This window comes from Rhizohabitans arisaemae (assembly GCF_025996515.1).
In the GTDB taxonomy this organism is placed as follows: Bacteria; Actinomycetota; Actinomycetes; order Streptosporangiales; family Streptosporangiaceae; genus Rhizohabitans; species Rhizohabitans arisaemae.
In genome coordinates this window covers 623,139-638,917 of record NZ_BLRH01000060.1, presented here as the reverse complement: position 1 = coordinate 638,917, position 15,779 = coordinate 623,139, and the positions used below count along the sequence as shown (strand labels likewise).

The 15,779-nt window shown below is 65.3% G+C and carries 18 protein-coding genes and 1 pseudogene; 8 read left to right on the top strand and 11 right to left on the bottom strand.

The genetic code is table 11. The annotated features are described in order from the left end of the window. Positions 1–5 precede the first annotated feature (5 nt). Positions 6–131: a hypothetical protein gene (locus RUR_RS31425; RefSeq protein ID WP_283138848.1), complete on the top strand. Its 126-nt coding sequence runs from the start codon at positions 6–8 to the stop codon at positions 129–131. 619 nt (positions 132–750) lie between these two features. Then, positions 751–2,403, top strand: coding sequence for a carbohydrate-binding protein (locus tag RUR_RS31420; protein ID WP_283138847.1), 1,653 nt, complete (start codon positions 751–753; stop codon positions 2,401–2,403). A 311-nt stretch (positions 2,404–2,714) separates the two neighbouring features. On the opposite strand, the gene RUR_RS31415 is transcribed toward RUR_RS31420, so the two are convergent. From RUR_RS31415 to RUR_RS31380, 9 genes and pseudogenes are all read right to left on the bottom strand, one after another. Next, a complete protein-coding gene (locus RUR_RS31415; RefSeq protein ID WP_283138846.1) occupies positions 2,715–3,638 on the bottom strand; it encodes a hypothetical protein in 924 nt (307 codons plus the stop codon). Positions 3,639–4,346: 708 nt separating this feature from the next. Beyond that, complete coding sequence (locus RUR_RS31410; protein WP_283138845.1) at positions 4,347–5,093, bottom strand: DUF2071 domain-containing protein; 747 nt, start codon at positions 5,091–5,093, stop codon at positions 4,347–4,349. Positions 5,094–5,249: 156 nt separating this feature from the next. Beyond that, complete coding sequence (locus RUR_RS31405; protein ID WP_283138844.1) at positions 5,250–5,924, bottom strand: AAA family ATPase; 675 nt, start codon at positions 5,922–5,924, stop codon at positions 5,250–5,252. Then, a complete protein-coding gene (locus RUR_RS31400) occupies positions 5,921–6,427 on the bottom strand; it encodes a hypothetical protein (protein ID WP_283138843.1) in 507 nt (168 codons plus the stop codon). The genes RUR_RS31405 and RUR_RS31400 overlap by 4 nt, the downstream gene beginning before the upstream one ends. A 1,078-nt stretch (positions 6,428–7,505) precedes the next feature. Beyond that, complete coding sequence (locus RUR_RS31395; protein ID WP_283138842.1) at positions 7,506–8,129, bottom strand: LysR family substrate-binding domain-containing protein; 624 nt, start codon at positions 8,127–8,129, stop codon at positions 7,506–7,508. Positions 8,130–8,219: 90 nt separating this feature from the next. Beyond that, a pseudogene (locus tag RUR_RS36895) lies at positions 8,220–8,453 on the bottom strand (LysR family transcriptional regulator); the annotation flags it as partial. Between the two features lie 349 nt (positions 8,454–8,802). After that, positions 8,803–9,057 (bottom strand): Txe/YoeB family addiction module toxin, encoded by a 255-nt coding sequence (locus tag RUR_RS31390; RefSeq protein WP_283138841.1) that lies wholly within the window; start codon positions 9,055–9,057, stop codon positions 8,803–8,805. After that, entirely contained in the window at positions 9,054–9,314 is a 261-nt protein-coding gene (locus RUR_RS31385) for a type II toxin-antitoxin system Phd/YefM family antitoxin (RefSeq protein WP_283138840.1), read from the bottom strand. The genes RUR_RS31390 and RUR_RS31385 overlap by 4 nt, the downstream gene beginning before the upstream one ends. A 197-nt stretch (positions 9,315–9,511) precedes the next feature. Next, on the bottom strand, positions 9,512–10,243 hold the full coding sequence (locus RUR_RS31380; RefSeq protein ID WP_283138839.1) for an AfsR/SARP family transcriptional regulator: 732 nt from the start codon (positions 10,241–10,243) through the stop codon (positions 9,512–9,514). A 425-nt stretch (positions 10,244–10,668) separates the two neighbouring features. Here RUR_RS31380 and RUR_RS31375 point away from each other — a divergent pair, with 425 nt between their 5' ends. The 6 genes from RUR_RS31375 to RUR_RS31350 all read left to right on the top strand — a co-directional run bounded on the left by RUR_RS31375 (position 10,669) and on the right by RUR_RS31350 (position 14,137). Beyond that, on the top strand, positions 10,669–11,439 hold the full coding sequence (locus tag RUR_RS31375) for a hypothetical protein (protein WP_283138838.1): 771 nt from the start codon (positions 10,669–10,671) through the stop codon (positions 11,437–11,439). Positions 11,440–11,447: 8 nt separating this feature from the next. After that, on the top strand, positions 11,448–12,122 hold the full coding sequence (locus RUR_RS31370; protein ID WP_283138837.1) for a hypothetical protein: 675 nt from the start codon (positions 11,448–11,450) through the stop codon (positions 12,120–12,122). Positions 12,123–12,227: 105 nt separating this feature from the next. Beyond that, positions 12,228–12,614 (top strand): hypothetical protein, encoded by a 387-nt coding sequence (locus tag RUR_RS31365; RefSeq protein WP_283138836.1) that lies wholly within the window; start codon positions 12,228–12,230, stop codon positions 12,612–12,614. A gap of 150 nt (positions 12,615–12,764) precedes the next feature. Then, on the top strand, positions 12,765–12,962 hold the full coding sequence (locus tag RUR_RS31360; RefSeq protein ID WP_283138835.1) for an antitoxin: 198 nt from the start codon (positions 12,765–12,767) through the stop codon (positions 12,960–12,962). Between the two features lie 469 nt (positions 12,963–13,431). Then, positions 13,432–13,902: a hypothetical protein gene (locus RUR_RS31355; RefSeq protein WP_283138834.1), complete on the top strand. Its 471-nt coding sequence runs from the start codon at positions 13,432–13,434 to the stop codon at positions 13,900–13,902. 109 nt (positions 13,903–14,011) lie between these two features. Beyond that, positions 14,012–14,137, top strand: coding sequence for a hypothetical protein (locus RUR_RS31350; RefSeq protein ID WP_283138833.1), 126 nt, complete (start codon positions 14,012–14,014; stop codon positions 14,135–14,137). Here the strand turns inward: RUR_RS31350 and RUR_RS31345 are convergent. Next, complete coding sequence (locus RUR_RS31345) at positions 14,127–14,339, bottom strand: ArsR/SmtB family transcription factor (RefSeq protein WP_428847055.1); 213 nt, start codon at positions 14,337–14,339, stop codon at positions 14,127–14,129. The genes RUR_RS31350 and RUR_RS31345 overlap by 11 nt on opposite strands. Before the next feature lie 74 nt (positions 14,340–14,413). Beyond that, on the bottom strand, positions 14,414–15,571 hold the full coding sequence (locus tag RUR_RS31340) for a hypothetical protein (RefSeq protein WP_283138832.1): 1,158 nt from the start codon (positions 15,569–15,571) through the stop codon (positions 14,414–14,416). Positions 15,572–15,779: the final 208 nt, after the last annotated feature.

The following is a 15,779-nucleotide window of genomic DNA, read 5'->3' as shown; positions in this document are numbered from 1 at the left end:
TCGCGTTGAGATTCGTTTCACCACGATCTCGGGAGCGCGGACGCGACCAGGTCATGGCCGACCACTCACACCACGGGGACGAGAACGGCAAGGCGCGGTACCGGTACTCCACCGTGTCGTTCGCCGGCTGATCTCACCCGTCTCCGACTTGATCGCCGGCCGGTGCGGCGGCCGGCGATCAAGCTATCCGGCGCCACGGCCGTACCACGACAGGCTCCACCAGGAGCCGTTCTTCCTCGCGGTGAAGCCGCGACTTCCCTGATGCACCGGCGCGGGTCACCAGGCGGGAACCACACGGATCCTTCTTAAGGACCGGGGTCCCGAAGGTGCTCGCGGAGACCGGATCGGCGTACGGCCTTGGGCCCGTACCGCATCCCGTCGCCCGGGACGAAAGCGATTGTACGGTGCGATCCGGCTTGGTGACCTGGGGGTTTGCTGAAGGATTCGGGTGAACTGTCGGTGTGGGAGGGGTCGGTTCAGGCTCTTGCAGGCCCCTATTGTCAGGGCTACAATCAACTATTAGTAAAGTTTCCTAATGATAAAAGTGCCTGTTTCTTCGCATTCGGCGAGGCCGCCCCTGAACGCGTCGGCGGCCTTATCCGTCCATATGCCGGCCAAGCGGTGCCGACCTGATGTCGGCACGATCGGGCCCGGCGGATATACGCACCACTGGCTGCGGCCGATTCCGTCCGTGTAGGGCGGCCGCAGGCGTGCACGACCCCCCAACCCCCCACCCCCCGGAAGTGTGACGTGAGATTTCGTGTCCTCATCCTCGCGCTGATCGCCGTCCTCGCGACGGGCATGGGCGCCCCGGCGCCGGTCTACGCCGGTGCGCCGCAAGCGAGCGTCCAAGCGCTCGCGCCGGCCTGGGCCCCCTACACCGCCTACACCGCGGGCACCGTGGTCACCCACAACGGCGTCGATTACCAGTGCCTGCAGAGCCACACCTCCCTGCCCGGCTGGGAGCCCGACCGGGTCCCGGCCCTGTGGCGGGTCGCCGGGCCCGGTGACAACGTGGCACCCACGGTCCCGACCAACCTGCGCACCACCGGTACCACCTCCAGCAGCATCTCGCTGGCCTGGAACCCCTCCACCGACAACGTCGGTGTGACCGGCTACGAGGTGTACCGCGGCACGACCCTGGTGACCACCGCCACCGGCACCACCTACACCGACACGGGCCTGGCACCCTTGACCACCTACACCTACACCGTGCGCGCCCGCGACGCCGCCGGCAACCGTTCGGCCGCCAGCGCCTCGGCCTCCGGGACCACGCTGGGAGGCTCCGGTGTGCCCGGCCAGCCCGGTACGGCCTCGGCGACCACGACCACCAGCAGCATCAGCCTGACCTGGGGCCCGTCCAGCGGCACCGTGACCGGCTACCGCGTCTACGAGGGCACCGCGCAGCGCGCGCAGGTCACCGGGACCAGTGCCGTGATCTCCGGCCTCGGCGCCTGCGAGACGCACAACTACACGATCAAGGCCTACAACGCCTCCGGTGAGTCGGCGGGCCGTGACGTGAGCGCCACCACCGGCGGCAACTGTCCCAACCCGACCAAGCTGCCCGGCGCCCCGTACCTGTACATGGGCTGGGGCAACCCGCCCAACCCGGGCACGGTGATGGACGCGACCGGCATCAGGTCGTTCACGATGGCCTTCATCCTGGCCCAGGGCGGCTGCACCCCGGCCTGGGACGGCCAGCGTCCGCTGGGCGGCGGCACCGACGCCTCGGCGATCAACACGATCAAGTCCAAGGGCGGCAGCGTCGAGATCTCCTTCGGCGGCTGGAGCGGCAACAAGCTCGGTACGGCCTGCACCACCCCGCAGGCCTTCGCCCAGGCGGTCCAGCAGGTGATCAACGCGCACGGCCCGGCCGTGGTCGACTTCGACATCGAGAACTGGGACGAGCTGGAGAACTTCACCGTCCAGGACCGGATCCTCAACGCTTTGAAGATCGTCCGGCAGAACAACCCGAGCGTGAAGATCGTCGTCACCATCCCGACGTTCAAGACGGGCCTGAGCGCCTCGGGCGTCCGGCTGGTCACCCAGGCCAGGGCGCTGGCCGTCCCGATCGACAACTTCACGATCATGCCGTTCAACTTCGGCGGCACCAACATGTACCAGGACACGGTCAACGCCTCCGAGGGGCTGAAGAACACCCTGAAGAGCGTGTACGGCTGGACCGACGCCCAGGCCTACGCGCACATGGGCATCTCCGGCATGAACGGCCTGTCCGACCAGGGAGAGCCCACCACCCCGGCCACCTGGACCCAGATCCGTGACTGGGCCAAGGCCAGGGGCCTGACCAGGCTCGCCTTCTGGTCGACCAACCGTGACCGGGTCAACGGCGGCGGCGTCCCGCAGGCCGAATGGGAGTTCACCAGAATCACCGCGGGCTTCTGACAGCCGCGAACGGAGGGGGCGGGTCAAACCCCGTCCCCTCCGTCTTCCTGCCCCGATGCCGTTCTCCCCGAGAACGGAGTCGGTGTACGGCCTCAGGCCCGTACCGCATTCGTGGTAACCGCCACGGGATCAATCTTCCTCTTCCGGCGTCCGGCGGATCGGGGGTTCTGCGCGCCCGGAGAGACCTGCGCCTCGATACCGGATCGATGGCAGGCCCCTTGCTCCCTTTCGATGGTCGGCCGGGACACCAAGGGCCGGTACTTGGAACCGGCTTGTCAGGTGTTGGGGTGGCCCGGTGTATGCGTGGGTCGCTACAACCTTCGCCCCGCCGCGATGGCCAGCTCCACGAGAGTCTCTGCGGAGATCGGCCGGATCGTCTCCGCGGCTGCCAGAAGGGTGGTCTCATCGGCGCCACCGCTTCGGAGCGTCAGCAAGGCACCGTTCCTGCGTACGAATACGACGATCCACCGCTGCGACCCGTCGCCGTCCAATGTGTGGCGGACCCATCGATCCCGTGAGGCTGCACGGCAGGGCTCACCCCTGAGTTTCCGCTCGTGCGTCATCTTGCACGCCCGCGCGGCGGATGCGACCGAGCCCCGGATCATGCCCACCGAGATGCCCAGATGGCTCCAGCCCACCTTCTCCGCACCGGGGGGCAGGTAGTACAGCGAGATCGTCGGCTCGTCCACGTGACGCAATCCCGGCACATGGGCCGAGGCGAGCTTGTACCCCGGGATATCCGGCGCGACCAGGGGCAGTCCGGACAGTTCGATGCCGCGTGCCAGGTGCCGGCGCAAGACGGCCTTCTCCAAGGGAATCGCCAGCGCCCAGACGGCGATGAGCACGACGAGCGCCACGAGCCTGGACCACCACCGTCTCGTGGCGGCCAGTGCCCAAGCGGCGACGGCGAACCCGGCCACCGCCGCCGACAGGTGCACCCAGCCGAGCACGGAGCGGTGCAAGCCGTAGACGGTGGGATCGGGCACGATTCTCCACAGGGCCTGGCCCAGGGCGAGCGTGGCGATCCCGCCGACGAGCGCGACGAGGGGCCAGCGGCGGAATCCGGCCAGGGCCACCATGGCCGGGCCGGTCAGGACCACCGCCGGCACCAACGAATAGGGCCCGCGCCCGCCCGCATGCTCGTCCCATTGATCGGTCCTCGCCCATACGACAGCCTGCACGATACCGACCACAAGCCCGACAAGTACCCCCTTGGCCAGTTCCCGCTCCCTCATGCGGCAATGGTCCCGAGCCCGTCTCCCGTTTCACCCGACTTTCCAGCAACTCCGCACACTTTTACAACCAGGCCCTGGTGCGGATGTCTTGTCGGCGACGTCGACGAGGATGCGTTCGCCGCCGTCAATGGGGCGGAACGCGGTTCCGATGTCGTCAGGGGGTCGGTTCTCATATGTCGTCGACGACACGGCGGAGCATGCTTGGCTATGCCTCTGTTCCGGGATCCGCTTCGGCTCGAAGATATCGGCTCCAGATCTGGGCCTTGCGGTAAGGCCCGCACCCGTTGGTTTCGTACTGAGGAGCGTCGAAGGTGACCCAGTGACAATTCCCCAGGGGACGCGTGAGGATGTTGAACGGGCTCAGGCGCGCCCATGGCGTCGATCGTCCCCAGAAACTCGCTCTGCCACGGCCCGTCCAGGATCGGGTCTCGCAGCACCATGACCCGGCTTCCCGGGGCCAGGGCATTCGTCGGCCATGACCGATTCAGCGGACGGCCGAGGAGGTGTTCGACGGCTTCCCGGTCTCGCGTGCTCGCCGGTTCGTCAGCGGCGGGGGTGGAAGTCACATGCTCATCTTCCTGTACGACCGTCATGGTCCGGATGAGCGGCTTGCACCCGTTGCTCCACATAATCGTCCGATTGTCACAGTTCCGTGCAGGATCAACGAGGATGAGGACCCATACGGCGCCTGCCATGCTCGCCCATGCCTCAAGCGGACGGGTGGAAGCGCCGGGGCGGGGTGTGGATGTCGAAGTGGAGCCGAGGCTGGATCAGGACCGAGTGCGGTGGCGTCTCCGAGGTGATCAAGCCGAGGCGTTCGAAGACCGGAAACCTTGCGGAGACGGCCGCGAAGTATCGCGGGCGCATCGGCGGATGCCAAATGCTGTAGGTGCCCACCCGCTGGTTTCGGCGCCGGTACCAGCCTTGAGTGGGATGGGTGAGCAGTTCCATCCAGTGCGATTCGCCGGTGAACCCGTCCAGCCGTTCGGGTGGCTCGGGGAGTTCGGCCGCCTCGCAGGCGGTGTCCCCGGCGTTCAGTCGCCAGCGCGCCGGGGCGCGGTTCCACTCGGCCTCGATGCGAATGCGCTCGCGCTTCCAGGGCATGCCCCATACATGCTGGGGGATCGCGACCACGGGGTGGTCCAGGCTGGTGCCGAAAAACCACACACCCGGCTCGCCGTTCGCGGTGACGTAGGCGCGGTAGTTGATCTGTCCACAGGTGATGGCCGCCGGTGGGAAGAACCGGAAGTGAAAGTCCCGGTCCCGGAACGCGACGGCGGAGACAAGGGCGCCGCGGCCGTCGTCGAAGGCCAATTCCGTTGGGGTGAATCCGGTGGGAAGGTGCCGGGCGAGCGCGTCGGCGGGCACCCGGTAGCTGACGATCGCGAAGTCGTCCAGCTCGGTCCGCGCGTGATACCAGCGTGGACGCGGCCGGGGCGTGCCGCGAAAGCTCATGCCCGGAAGGGTACAGCGCCTGGTCCTGGACCGGCAGCTGTGTTTGCGGGCCTTCACGCTGTGCGCGGGTGACGGGGATTTGGCTTGGGGGCTTCCTCGAATCGACTACCTGACGGGAGCGTACGGACCAGGTTCGAGAAGGTCAGGTCGGTGGTTTCAGGAGACCGGCTGCTCGGTGGACCAGGAACGGATGTGGTTCTCGATCGTTGTCGTGCGATGCTCGACGTCGCCAGGCGGGATGTCGATCAGCTCATAACCGTGCGCACGGTAGACCTGTTCGTGCACGCGGGCGAAGTCCAGCGAATCCTTGAAGGAGATCCTGCGCGCCGCGGTCGCCGCCACGAAACCGATCGGGCGCACCAGGAAGACCCGCCGATCGTAGATGTTCTCGCTCACAATGCGTTCGACCTCTGCCGCGAGCGTCGGAGAGATCGGATGTCGCAGATAGTGGGCCAGGGCCAGGGTGCAGATCGGAGAGCGATCGTAGATCTGGATCGCCGCTCTCGCCGCCTCCTGCCGCTGCCTCTGCACGTCAACGATCACGTTGAGAAAATCGATGTCTTTCCACGGCTCGTCATGGCCTTTCGCCTGTCGCTCGGAGATGACGTCGGTGGCCGCTTCGTCGATCACCGTGTGCCCGCGCTCTCTCAGTTCGTCGACGATCGTGGTCTTGCCCGCACCTGGAGCACCCGTAAGGACGTACCGGCCGGGTCGGGGCGAATGCGGTAGCCCGGCCCTGCTGACAGTGGCGCTCGTCATCCGCCCATGTGCCGGACATCGGGAAGCCGGATGGGCAAGATCGTCGTGCATCCTCATGCTGCCTGCGTTCATCGGACAATCCTCCTGAACGATTGAGTGGTGGTTCCGTCGGGCCGGTACTCAAGCCGGTGACGGAACTCAGTGGGAGGCAGCGGGAACACCGCTTGATGAGCACCGGCGACCGGCGGCCCGAGACCCCGGGGCAGGACGCCGAAGTAGTCGACCAGGACCATCCGGTCGCAGGGGAGGGCAAGTAAATCCACGATGAGGAAGCCGATCGTCTCTCCGTGCGGGTCGGCCATCGACTGGAATATCTCCCTAGCCGATCGGCCCGCCCGGATCTGTTCGGGCGCAGCGCCGAAGAGGCGCGGATGCGGGTGCTCCCGCTGCGTGCTTCGAGTCACCCAACCGTGTTCCGCTCGGTCACCATTGTAGATCAGGACGTTGTGTCGGCGGGCCAGAGCCTCAGTCAATGTGCTCTTGCTGGTTCCTGTTCCGCCGACGATCCAACGCACGTGAGCCAGAAGCTCAATGAACGCCCTATCGCCGCCTGCGGCAGCAAGGGGAAACGTCATGCAAACGAGTGTCGAGCTACATTCCCCACGATTACAGGCTTGTACTTAGTGCGCCATTCCCGGAGCCTGAAAGAGAAAAGGCGTCACGATTCGTTTGCACCCGAGGTACGGGTGGCTTGCGAAGCTGATCCTTACCGCGCCAAGTCCGGTCGTTTAGGGAGCTCGGCGGCAGGGATTTGATTAGCTTTGGATATGGATGGTCATTCGCGGGCAGTTGTCGAGCCGGCCGTAGTAGCCCACGGGCGAATACAGTCCAGGGATAATCAGCGCGCTTACCTTGCCGGATCCGCGACCGACGACATGACCATTTTGCTTGTCCACGACCTTCCACCTGATCTCGCCTTCACCGCAGATGGGGTTATTGAACGGCCACGGTGATTCCCAGGTATTGACCTTCACGTAGTGGTCTCTCGGGTTGGGCGGGATAGTTCCTGTGGAGCAGGTGGTCCAGCCGAAGGGAACGGTGCACTCGGCAGCAGCCGCGAAGGCTGGGGTCGCTGGGCCCGCAACCAGGAGTACTGCGGCGCTCGCGGTCGCGAGGCCTGTCGCGCAGAGCCTTCTTACGGTGTTCATCGGTCTCCCATAGAGGTTCGTTCTCATACTCTTTTGCGGACCTTTCTCGCTTTTATTCGTTTCCCGTCCTCCGATACGCAAGTGTGGTGGGAGACGTGATAGTGGAATTGGCGAGTCTTCTGAGCAGGCTCATCTTTCCGTGACCTAATCCCATCAAAACGCCGCCGGATCCCCTGTCGGAACAATCTCACACCCTAGCCACAAGGTGCCAGGGCTTCGGCTATAAGTAAGATGTCGGGATCGATTGACTATTGGTTATTGATGTAATTGGCGGCACGAGAGTTGGGAGAAGACGGTCCTGTCGAAAGATCAACTTCATACGGCCACGACCTTTGGTGGTCGGGCAAGCTCAAGCACCACCGAGGCATAGAAAGTCGCACCCTCAACTTCATTGAACATATGGGGCAGGTAGCTCTGCCTGCAGATCATCCAAGACGACCCAGGGCGGCGCCCGACATCTTTTCGTCAGGCGCCCTCTTGGTCATATGTTTCACTGCGAGTTCTTTCAGTTGCGCTGTAGTACGGCGCGTGCCGCTTGAAGCAGAGCGGCAACAGGGGGATGGTCCTGGTCGGTGAGCCAGGCCAGGGACGACGTGGAGAGGGGTAGGTCCGTAACATCGACGTACGCGACGCCACGGCGGGTGTAGTCGTGGCGAGCTTCGGCGGGCAGGAAGGCGATGGCCTGGCCACGGGCGACAGCCGACAGGAGCGCCTCCATGTCCCCGGCCGCGGGGCCGTAGCGTACGGGCCTGCCGTCGGGGCGGGGGTTGACCGTCCAGTAGTCCCACCACTCCCGCAGCTCCGGGATCGGGACATCGACCACCACGCGGTCGGACAACTGGGCCAAGGTCAGCGGCGCCTGAGCGACCAGTGGGTCGTCGGCGGGCAGACAGGCGACGCGGGGCCCCGTCGCCAGGTGCAGGCTTCGCAGGCCGGGCGGGAGAGGCGGCCGGAGGAACGCGGCGTCGACCTCTCTGCGGTGCAGGACGTAGGTTTGCTCGACGAAGTTTATGGAGCGGATCTCCACGGTGATATCGGGGTGCTGGGCGGAGAGTTCGGCGAGGATGGCGGTCACGTAGGGCATGAAGGCTTCGCCGCCGATGGCTCCGATCCTCAGGCAGCCTCGCACTTGCCGAGCATGGGTGGCGGCGATCCCTCGAAAGCGGTCCATAGCCGCCACGACGTCACGCGCTTCGGATACCAGAGCCCGGCCGGCGGCTGTGAGATCCACGCGACGGGAGGAACGCTGCACCAGGTTGACATCCAGTCGGTCCTCCAGCGTCTGGATCTGTTGGCTTAGCGCCGGCTGTGTCAGGAACAGCCGCTGGGCCGCGCGGCCGAAATGGAGTTCTTCGGCCAGCACCAAGAATAGCCGCAGTTGGTGAAGGCTGGGCTCGCGGGAGGGGGTCCCGTCTAGAGAGCGCCGCCCCTCGCTATCGCCACCGCGATCCATAAAGCGAAGTGTAAATACTAATCTACGGATTTCGTGGTGAATTGATTCACTTAATCGTTTACGTAGGAAAGGTACTACTCTACGTTGCCGACACTCTGGACAGTCTGTTTGAGAACATACATTTCGCTCTCTCCCGGAGCCATCGGCCACTCTCACGAACGGATGGATGAGTGAATCTACGCGATGTAGATGGCCTTTCCGGTCAATCAAGATCGGAGATACAACCAGGCTTGATCGGCAGAGCGGGTACTCCGCCACGAAGGCCCTGGCAGGCCCCTTGCATGGCGGACTTCCTGCGCCTGCCAGGAGTTTCGGTCCGAGAAGCGTGAAACGTCCGTCGGTGCTGCACTCAGTAGTGATAACGGGCCTGAAGAATGATCAGCTCGTCGTCACGTGGGAGGTAGACAAGCCGGTGTTCTTCGGTGATCCTTCGGGACCAGGCTCCCTGGAGGGCGTGTTTGAGCGGCTCGGGTTTGCCGATGCCTGCATACGGATCGCGCAGGGCGTCTTCGATGAGCCGATTGATCCGTTTCAGGACCTGTCGGTCGGTGGAGAGCCAGGAGGTGTAGTCCTCCCAGGCTTCGGGAGTGAAGGAGAGCTTCATGCTTGGTCGTCGACGTCAATGAGCTCGCGGATTTCGTGACGGCCTTCGAGGGCGTGCTGGTAGGAGGCGATGAGCCTGCGCATGTTGGCCGGTGAGCGCAGGAGGTGCGCCGTCTCCTTCAGCGCTTCGTACTCGGCGGCGGGCACGAGGTAGGCGCGATTGTGCTTGGCGACGATCTCCACGGCCATGCTGTCTTCGTTCACCTCGTCGATGAGAGGGAAGAGTCGGCGCCGGGCTTCGCTTGCGGTGATCGACATCGGAGACCTCCACCTAATCTGGTACCAGATATTGTACCATTCTGATGGTAGATGGAAACGCTGTGCTCACTGTACGCAGTTCGCTTCGGCCACCCGCAGGTGCGTCAGTTCTGATTCGAGAAGCACCGGCTGTACGGGTACGGCCTGAGTCACGGATGGCCTCGCTGCAGCAGGAAGGGCTTAACACCTGACGGCCCTCAAACCGCTTTCACTCGGCCGGTGCCGAAGGGGTACAGCTGCTGGATCGCCGCGACGATGTCCGGTGCCGGAGGTACTCCGAGCTCCCGGAGCAGAATTCGGCTGAACTTTTCATACTGGCGCAGCGCGCTGCCGGGGTCGCCGCGGCGGGCGTGGATCTCCAGGAGAATGCGGTTCGCGCTCTCCGACCACGGCTCGGTCTGCACCGCGGCCAGGCCGTACGGCAGAGCCTCGGCCGGTCGGCCAAGGGAGAGCAACCGGGCGGCGGCGCTCTGCAGCGCCTGGGCGGTGAGCATGCGCAGTCGCTCACGGCTGTCGACGACCCAGTCATCGGACCAGCCGGCCAGCAGCGGGCGGTCGACGTCGGCGGGCGGGCCGGTCAGCTCCCCGGCGGAGGAGCCCAAGCCGTAGATGGTGTCGTTGATCCAGCGCGTCAGCATCTCGACGTCCACCCCCGTGCCTTCGGAAAGGCTGAGGACGTCACCGTCGCACTCCACGACATCACGCGTTTTCCTGGACAATCTGGACAGGGTTGTGCGGAGGTTGGACAATGCCTGTTGCTCGGTCCGGTCGGGCCAGAGCAGCCCGGCCGCCTGCGAGCGGGACATCGCCCCCGTGATCGCCAGTGCCGCGACCAGTCTGGCCACCCCATAGGACAGTTGCAGCGCAGAGCCCCCGCGGAGCAGCCGGAACGGCCCCATGAGTCGAAGTTCGTGGACTGTCTCAGCCACTCTCGCCTCCTTCTCACGGCTCCTTCCCGCTTGAGCGTATCCAGGCCTATGTGGAACGGCGGGCAGAAGTCGCGGCCACGTTTATGTGCCGCGTCCGAAGTGCGATAGGGGCTTACGAGTGGCGGTTCGATACGTCAATGCCAGCCGCAGGTGACGTGTCGGTGCCCTATCCGAGACCGTCCTGTCGCGCCGACTGGCCGCGAATGCCCGGTCTCCGGGCGGCGAGGCGCCCTCTGCGCGTGTGGTGGAGGCGGCATCGTTGCGCGGCTGTCCCACGTCGGTGCCGATGCGTCACACCCCGGCTACGTGACTGTCATGCCCGCACGCTTCCGCGTGCCGCGGACGACAGGGTTCGTCGGCGGTACGGAAACGGGTGGCCGAGTTCACTGGCGGTGATCAGTCCACTCAGATCCGCAGGGGGAACGATGAGCACCCAGTCCACTTCCGACCCGTCCACGTTCGTCGACGCACTGAAGCTGCCGCCGATGCCGCCGAAGCTTCAGGCCGCAGCGGCGGCCACGGAAACGGCACCGCAGACCACCGGCGAGAGCGCCTCGGTCGTCGGCAATTCGATGGTGGCGTTCACCGCCGACGTCTCCCCCCAGCACAAGGACGACCTGCTGAACTCATTCGGCCTGGCGCAGCTCTCAGCCGTCGCGCAGGGGGCCAATCCGGAGGCCGACCCACTCGGCTATTACCGCAAGGTCGTCACCGTGCTGACCAACATCGGCTATACAGGTCAGTCGATCAACTTCGCGAACTACTCCACCCAAACCGCCACCGTCAAGATCGACCAGGTCGTGCTTGAGATCATGGCCGCGTTGGTCACCGCGCCCGAGCTGGAGCTCGTCAAGGCGGCCCTGACATCGCTGAAGGCCTCGGCCGACGCCAACGGAGCGCCGTGGCAGCTGTACAACAGCCAGTCCACGTCCGACAACAACGGGAGCTTCTCGATCGGTCTGGCCAACGAGACCAACAACAACGTCGCCGTCAAGTTGTCCGCCTTCCACTTCGCCGGCAGCCAGACCGCGACCAAGTTCCTCTGGATGTCCTACTCGGCGTCGTCGGTGAACATCCAGGACGGCCAGACCACACTGGTCCTCAACGACTCGGTCTACAAAGGGGTCCGGAACAGTGTGCTGCAGAAGATGAGCAGCCATGCGAGCAGCTACATCGACAACCTTCCTTCTCTCTAGGCAAGCCGATGGACACCACGACCGCGCTGCTCGTGGACGGCGCCTTCCTGCTGGTCGACGGCGCGCTGACGCCGCAGCAGGACCAGGACGTCGTCAACTCGGTACTGCTGGCCAGGCTCGTCGCGGCGCAAGCCGCGGCGGCCGACGGCGGCAGCTATGCCAATGCGTTTCAGCGGGTACTCGGCAACGTCGGCTGGACCAGCACCGGCATCGCCAAACGCAGCACGCAACTGGACTGCGCCAAGGGCTCCAGGGGCCCCAAGAGCGGCAAAGGCGTGGGGCCGGCGCCCCTGACGATCATCGCGCAAGGGATGACCGAGCACCTGTCCGACGATCTCGTCAGTCGGCTGGTGACCGAGGTCTCCGGCCTGGAACAGGCGGGTCCGGCGGTCCGCCAGGCATGGGTGACCGCGGCGAATCAGGCGCAGACCCAGGCGTGCCTGCTGATCGTCGCCGTAGCGGTCAACGACGTTCCCACGCTTGTGTACGACTACAGCGAACTCACGCCGGTGAAGCAGGCCACGGGATATCCGTGGTCCCCGGTGACGGAGCCCGGCACGCTGACCGAGTTCAGCGGTACCGCCGCGATGAACCGGACGGTGCTCACCGCCGACTTCAGCGCCGCCCTGGCGGCCAAGGTGGCACAGGCACGCCCAGCCGCGGTCATCCCACTGCAGCCGTGACCCGGGGACCGCTCACCGGAACGGTACACATCACTCCGATCCGCAGGTAAGGGGGCTCATCGCGATACGGCACGACGCAGAAAGTGGCACAGAAGGGAGAGAGCAATGCAGCTTACCCAGCAGTCAACACCCGCAGCCGCCCAGGATCTGCCCGCAGCGGACAACACGGTCGTAACCGGTCCTATGGGTGACTGTGTTTCCGTGATCGTGCTCTGGAATCCGAACGGCGCCGGTCAATACCAGAACGTCCGCGGCTACCACGGGTCCGGCGGATTCCAGGCCATCAATCTGCCCTCGCTGTTCGCCGGGGTGCCCAACGCCGTGGGTACCCGCATCGTCGGCTGCTTCACCGCTCAGTCGCTGTCGTCGAGAGACCTCCAGCGATTCCAGGAGTACTGCGCGGCGCACTACGCCAACGCCGGGTCCGCCGTCGCGCAGGGAGGCGGCAACTATCGCGTGGACAGAACCGGCGCGTGGGCCGTCCAGCAGTGATCTCGGCGTCTCCCGGATGTTCTCCGACAGGACCTCCGTCATAGCTCTGCCGCTTCCGCGGACCGGGGCGGAGATGGAGGCGGCCCCTTTCGGTCACGCCGCCTGGACAGATCACGACATCGACCACGTCTAGCAACGAGGAGACGGTTCATGGGAGTCGAAGACTGGCTGAAGAAGGCCGAGAACGTAGCCAAGGAGCACACCACCGAGGCTGACGAAGTCCTGAAGGACGCCGAGGAGTTCGTCGAAGACCGTACGGCGCACAAGTACGACAAGCAGATCGAGGAAGGGGTGGAGGCAGTCGAGCACACCTTCAGCGACGACGAAGGGAAACCCGAGCAGACGTAGAGCCAGAGGTCCTCGGGCTCACCGGCGGCGATCGGAACGGCCGACGAGGCAACTGCAGCCCAGGGTGCCGCCCGAGCACGCCTCTCGATATCAGCTCCGGCGCCGGCAGGTTACTCACCTGCCGGCGCCGGGCCGGTCGAGTAGATCGATCAATAGACCGAAGTCCGCCGCTACATGCGTTTCGTGCCTCGGCCAATCGCACACGTGCTGCACAGCAGCAGCGCCGGTGGTTCTCTGGACAGCGAGTCGGGAAGGGTGGTCACGTGCGCTCCAAGCGAGATCCCAGAGATCAACAAGTGGGGACGACTAGGTTCTCGCCATGAGAAAGCGATCTTCTCTCCTCATCGTCCCGGCTGCAGTCGTCGTACTCGTGGCTCTTCCTGCAGCCTCGGCCACGTCGGGACTTTCAGTGGCAGAGGCTTCTCCGGGTCTGTCGGCTTCTCAGGCCGAGGTCTTGTCCTTCCGGGGTATGAACCTGAAGCTTCCCGTCGGCTGGAATGCGCACCGTGACGGGGACCGCGTCGTAGTGGCGACCGGAAAGTGCAGGAATCCGAAGCCATTCGCCCCGAACTGTCAGGGATTCTGGGTGTTCGGCCCGAAGGCGATCACCAACGTTCCGGTCGGGGGCGGTTCCATCACCTACACGGGCAAGGAGCAGTTCCATCCCTTCAGCGGCGTGGTTTCCTGCCCGTTCAACGCCAAGGCCGGCTGGTACCCCGGCGAAGGGAAGGCCACCTCGACAGGTCTGCGCCAGGTCGGACACGGCCACAAAGCGAAGTACGCCACCTGGCCCAACCAGTGCGTGACGAACAACAGTGGTCGGCGGACGGCGAGCTTCACCCAGCGAGAGTGGTTCCTGCCCACATCGAAGATCCTGGTGGTGGACGTCTGGAACACCCCGGGGCTGTCGGATGTGCTCAAGCGCGCGACCTGGAGCTGACCCCGCCGCATGCCCGGTCGACAGATGGGCGTGGGGCCAGTTGACCCTATGATCACGCCCTGCTCGCCTCCCGAGTGCAGGCCATCATGGCGGCGGCATTCGCGGCGAGTTGCAGGCCGACATCATTCGGAGACAGCCGGGCGGCGGCGATCCCGATCCGATCACCACGCTGACCGGCGCGCCGGTGCCGATGAACTCGGCCGGCGCGCGGCGGGCCAGGGAACTCACCGGCTGATCGATCCGGGTTTGAACAGCTTTCCCAACCGCTCCGGCGTGCAGGGGATCACCCAGTGGTACACCCAGGTCCCGCGTCGTTCGGAGCCGATCAGCCCGGCCTCTCGCAGCACTTTGAGGTGATGGGAGATGGTCGGCGCGGACAGGTCGAACTGCGGGGTCGGCTCGCACACGCACGCCTCCCCGCCCTCATGCGCGCCGATCAGGGACAGCAGGCGGGAACACCGGGAGTACGGACGCGCGGGCCCGAACGCCGGGCCCGCGCTTCACAACTTGTTCATTGCGCGTCGATATGGGCCGTCACGCTCCCGATCCTGTTCCGCCCACTGGGCGAGTACACGGTTATCCCTTGACTGTGGAGGTTTATGCACCCGCTGTCGTCCCTGTCCGTCGCGTAGACGTTCTCGGTGTACACGACGCCTTGCTGGGCGATGTTCGTACCGCCTCGGGATACTTGAATGCCAAAGTGAGGGAAGCTGATCCATCCGTCGTCGGTGCTTCTGCCCTGCACCCATCTGGTGTTCACGCCGTTGACGTCGGCCCTGTCGGCCGTCATGGTCCCCTGCCCGCCGGCGCCGTTGGAGACCGCCACCCCTTCACCGGTGAAGGTGATACGCCCGCCGGCCACGCTCGCCGTTCCCTGGACCCATGGCGTGAAGATTCCGGTGCTGACGGTGAGCGTGTCCAGGTTCAGGACGGGATTGCGCACCTGAACGGTTGTGGTGAGGAAGTGCTGCTGCAGTGGAGTGGTACGGGAGGTGGCGACGAGAATGTAGGTGGTGGCCCGCACCGGGGCGTCGGCCGGTGACCAGGAGTACGCGCCCCGGGTGACGACCGCCTGCCCGGCCGGGGACAGGATCGTGTAGTCGAAGTCGTCGGATCCCTCCCAGCTCAGCACGATGTTCGTCCCGGCGTTCACCATGGTGTCGTTCGGGCGGAAGTTTCGCGGTGCCGGGATCTCCTTCGGAGCGGTCTTCACCAGCGCCACCGCCGCGAAGCTGTTGCTCAGCTGCCCCGTCTTGGTCCTGCTGGTCTTCTCGGTCACCTTCAGTACGGCCAGTCCGGTGGCGGGGGCGACGACGACGTTCCCCAGCGTCAGCACCAGGTGATCGCCGGGGGCGAAAGCGGCTCTGCCGCCGGAGGCGGTGGCCTCGAAGAGGTTGGAGCCCTGCGGTCCCGGCCGGACGTTCACCGGCGACCGGGTGCCCGACCGCGTGCCGTACTCGCCCGTGGGATTGATCTTATTGAAGTCCGAGGTGAGGTCGCCGGCGCCGCTGCCGACGGGCACCTCCACTTTGATCGAGGACCAGTATGCAGTCTGCTGTCCGGTGTTGGTGGCGACCAAGTAGACCGTTGCCGTGGACGGGGACCGCCCGGGTGCCGACGCCTCCAGGGGCGCAGGGTCGGTGATGAGGGTGTAGGTCAGCATGGTCATGGGTCACGACTCCTTCTCTTGGAGGACGGCGCAGGCCGATGAACTGCTCACTACGAGAGGCCCGGGCCGAGCAGGACAGAGCGCGATACAGGTGACACCTTCGAAACCCGCTGTTTGTAACGCTCCACAGCAGATCACTCCTTGATCCAAACGCCGCCGGGAGAGCGCGACAAGGGTCCACAAGGAGGCCATAACAGGAGCTTTTCCG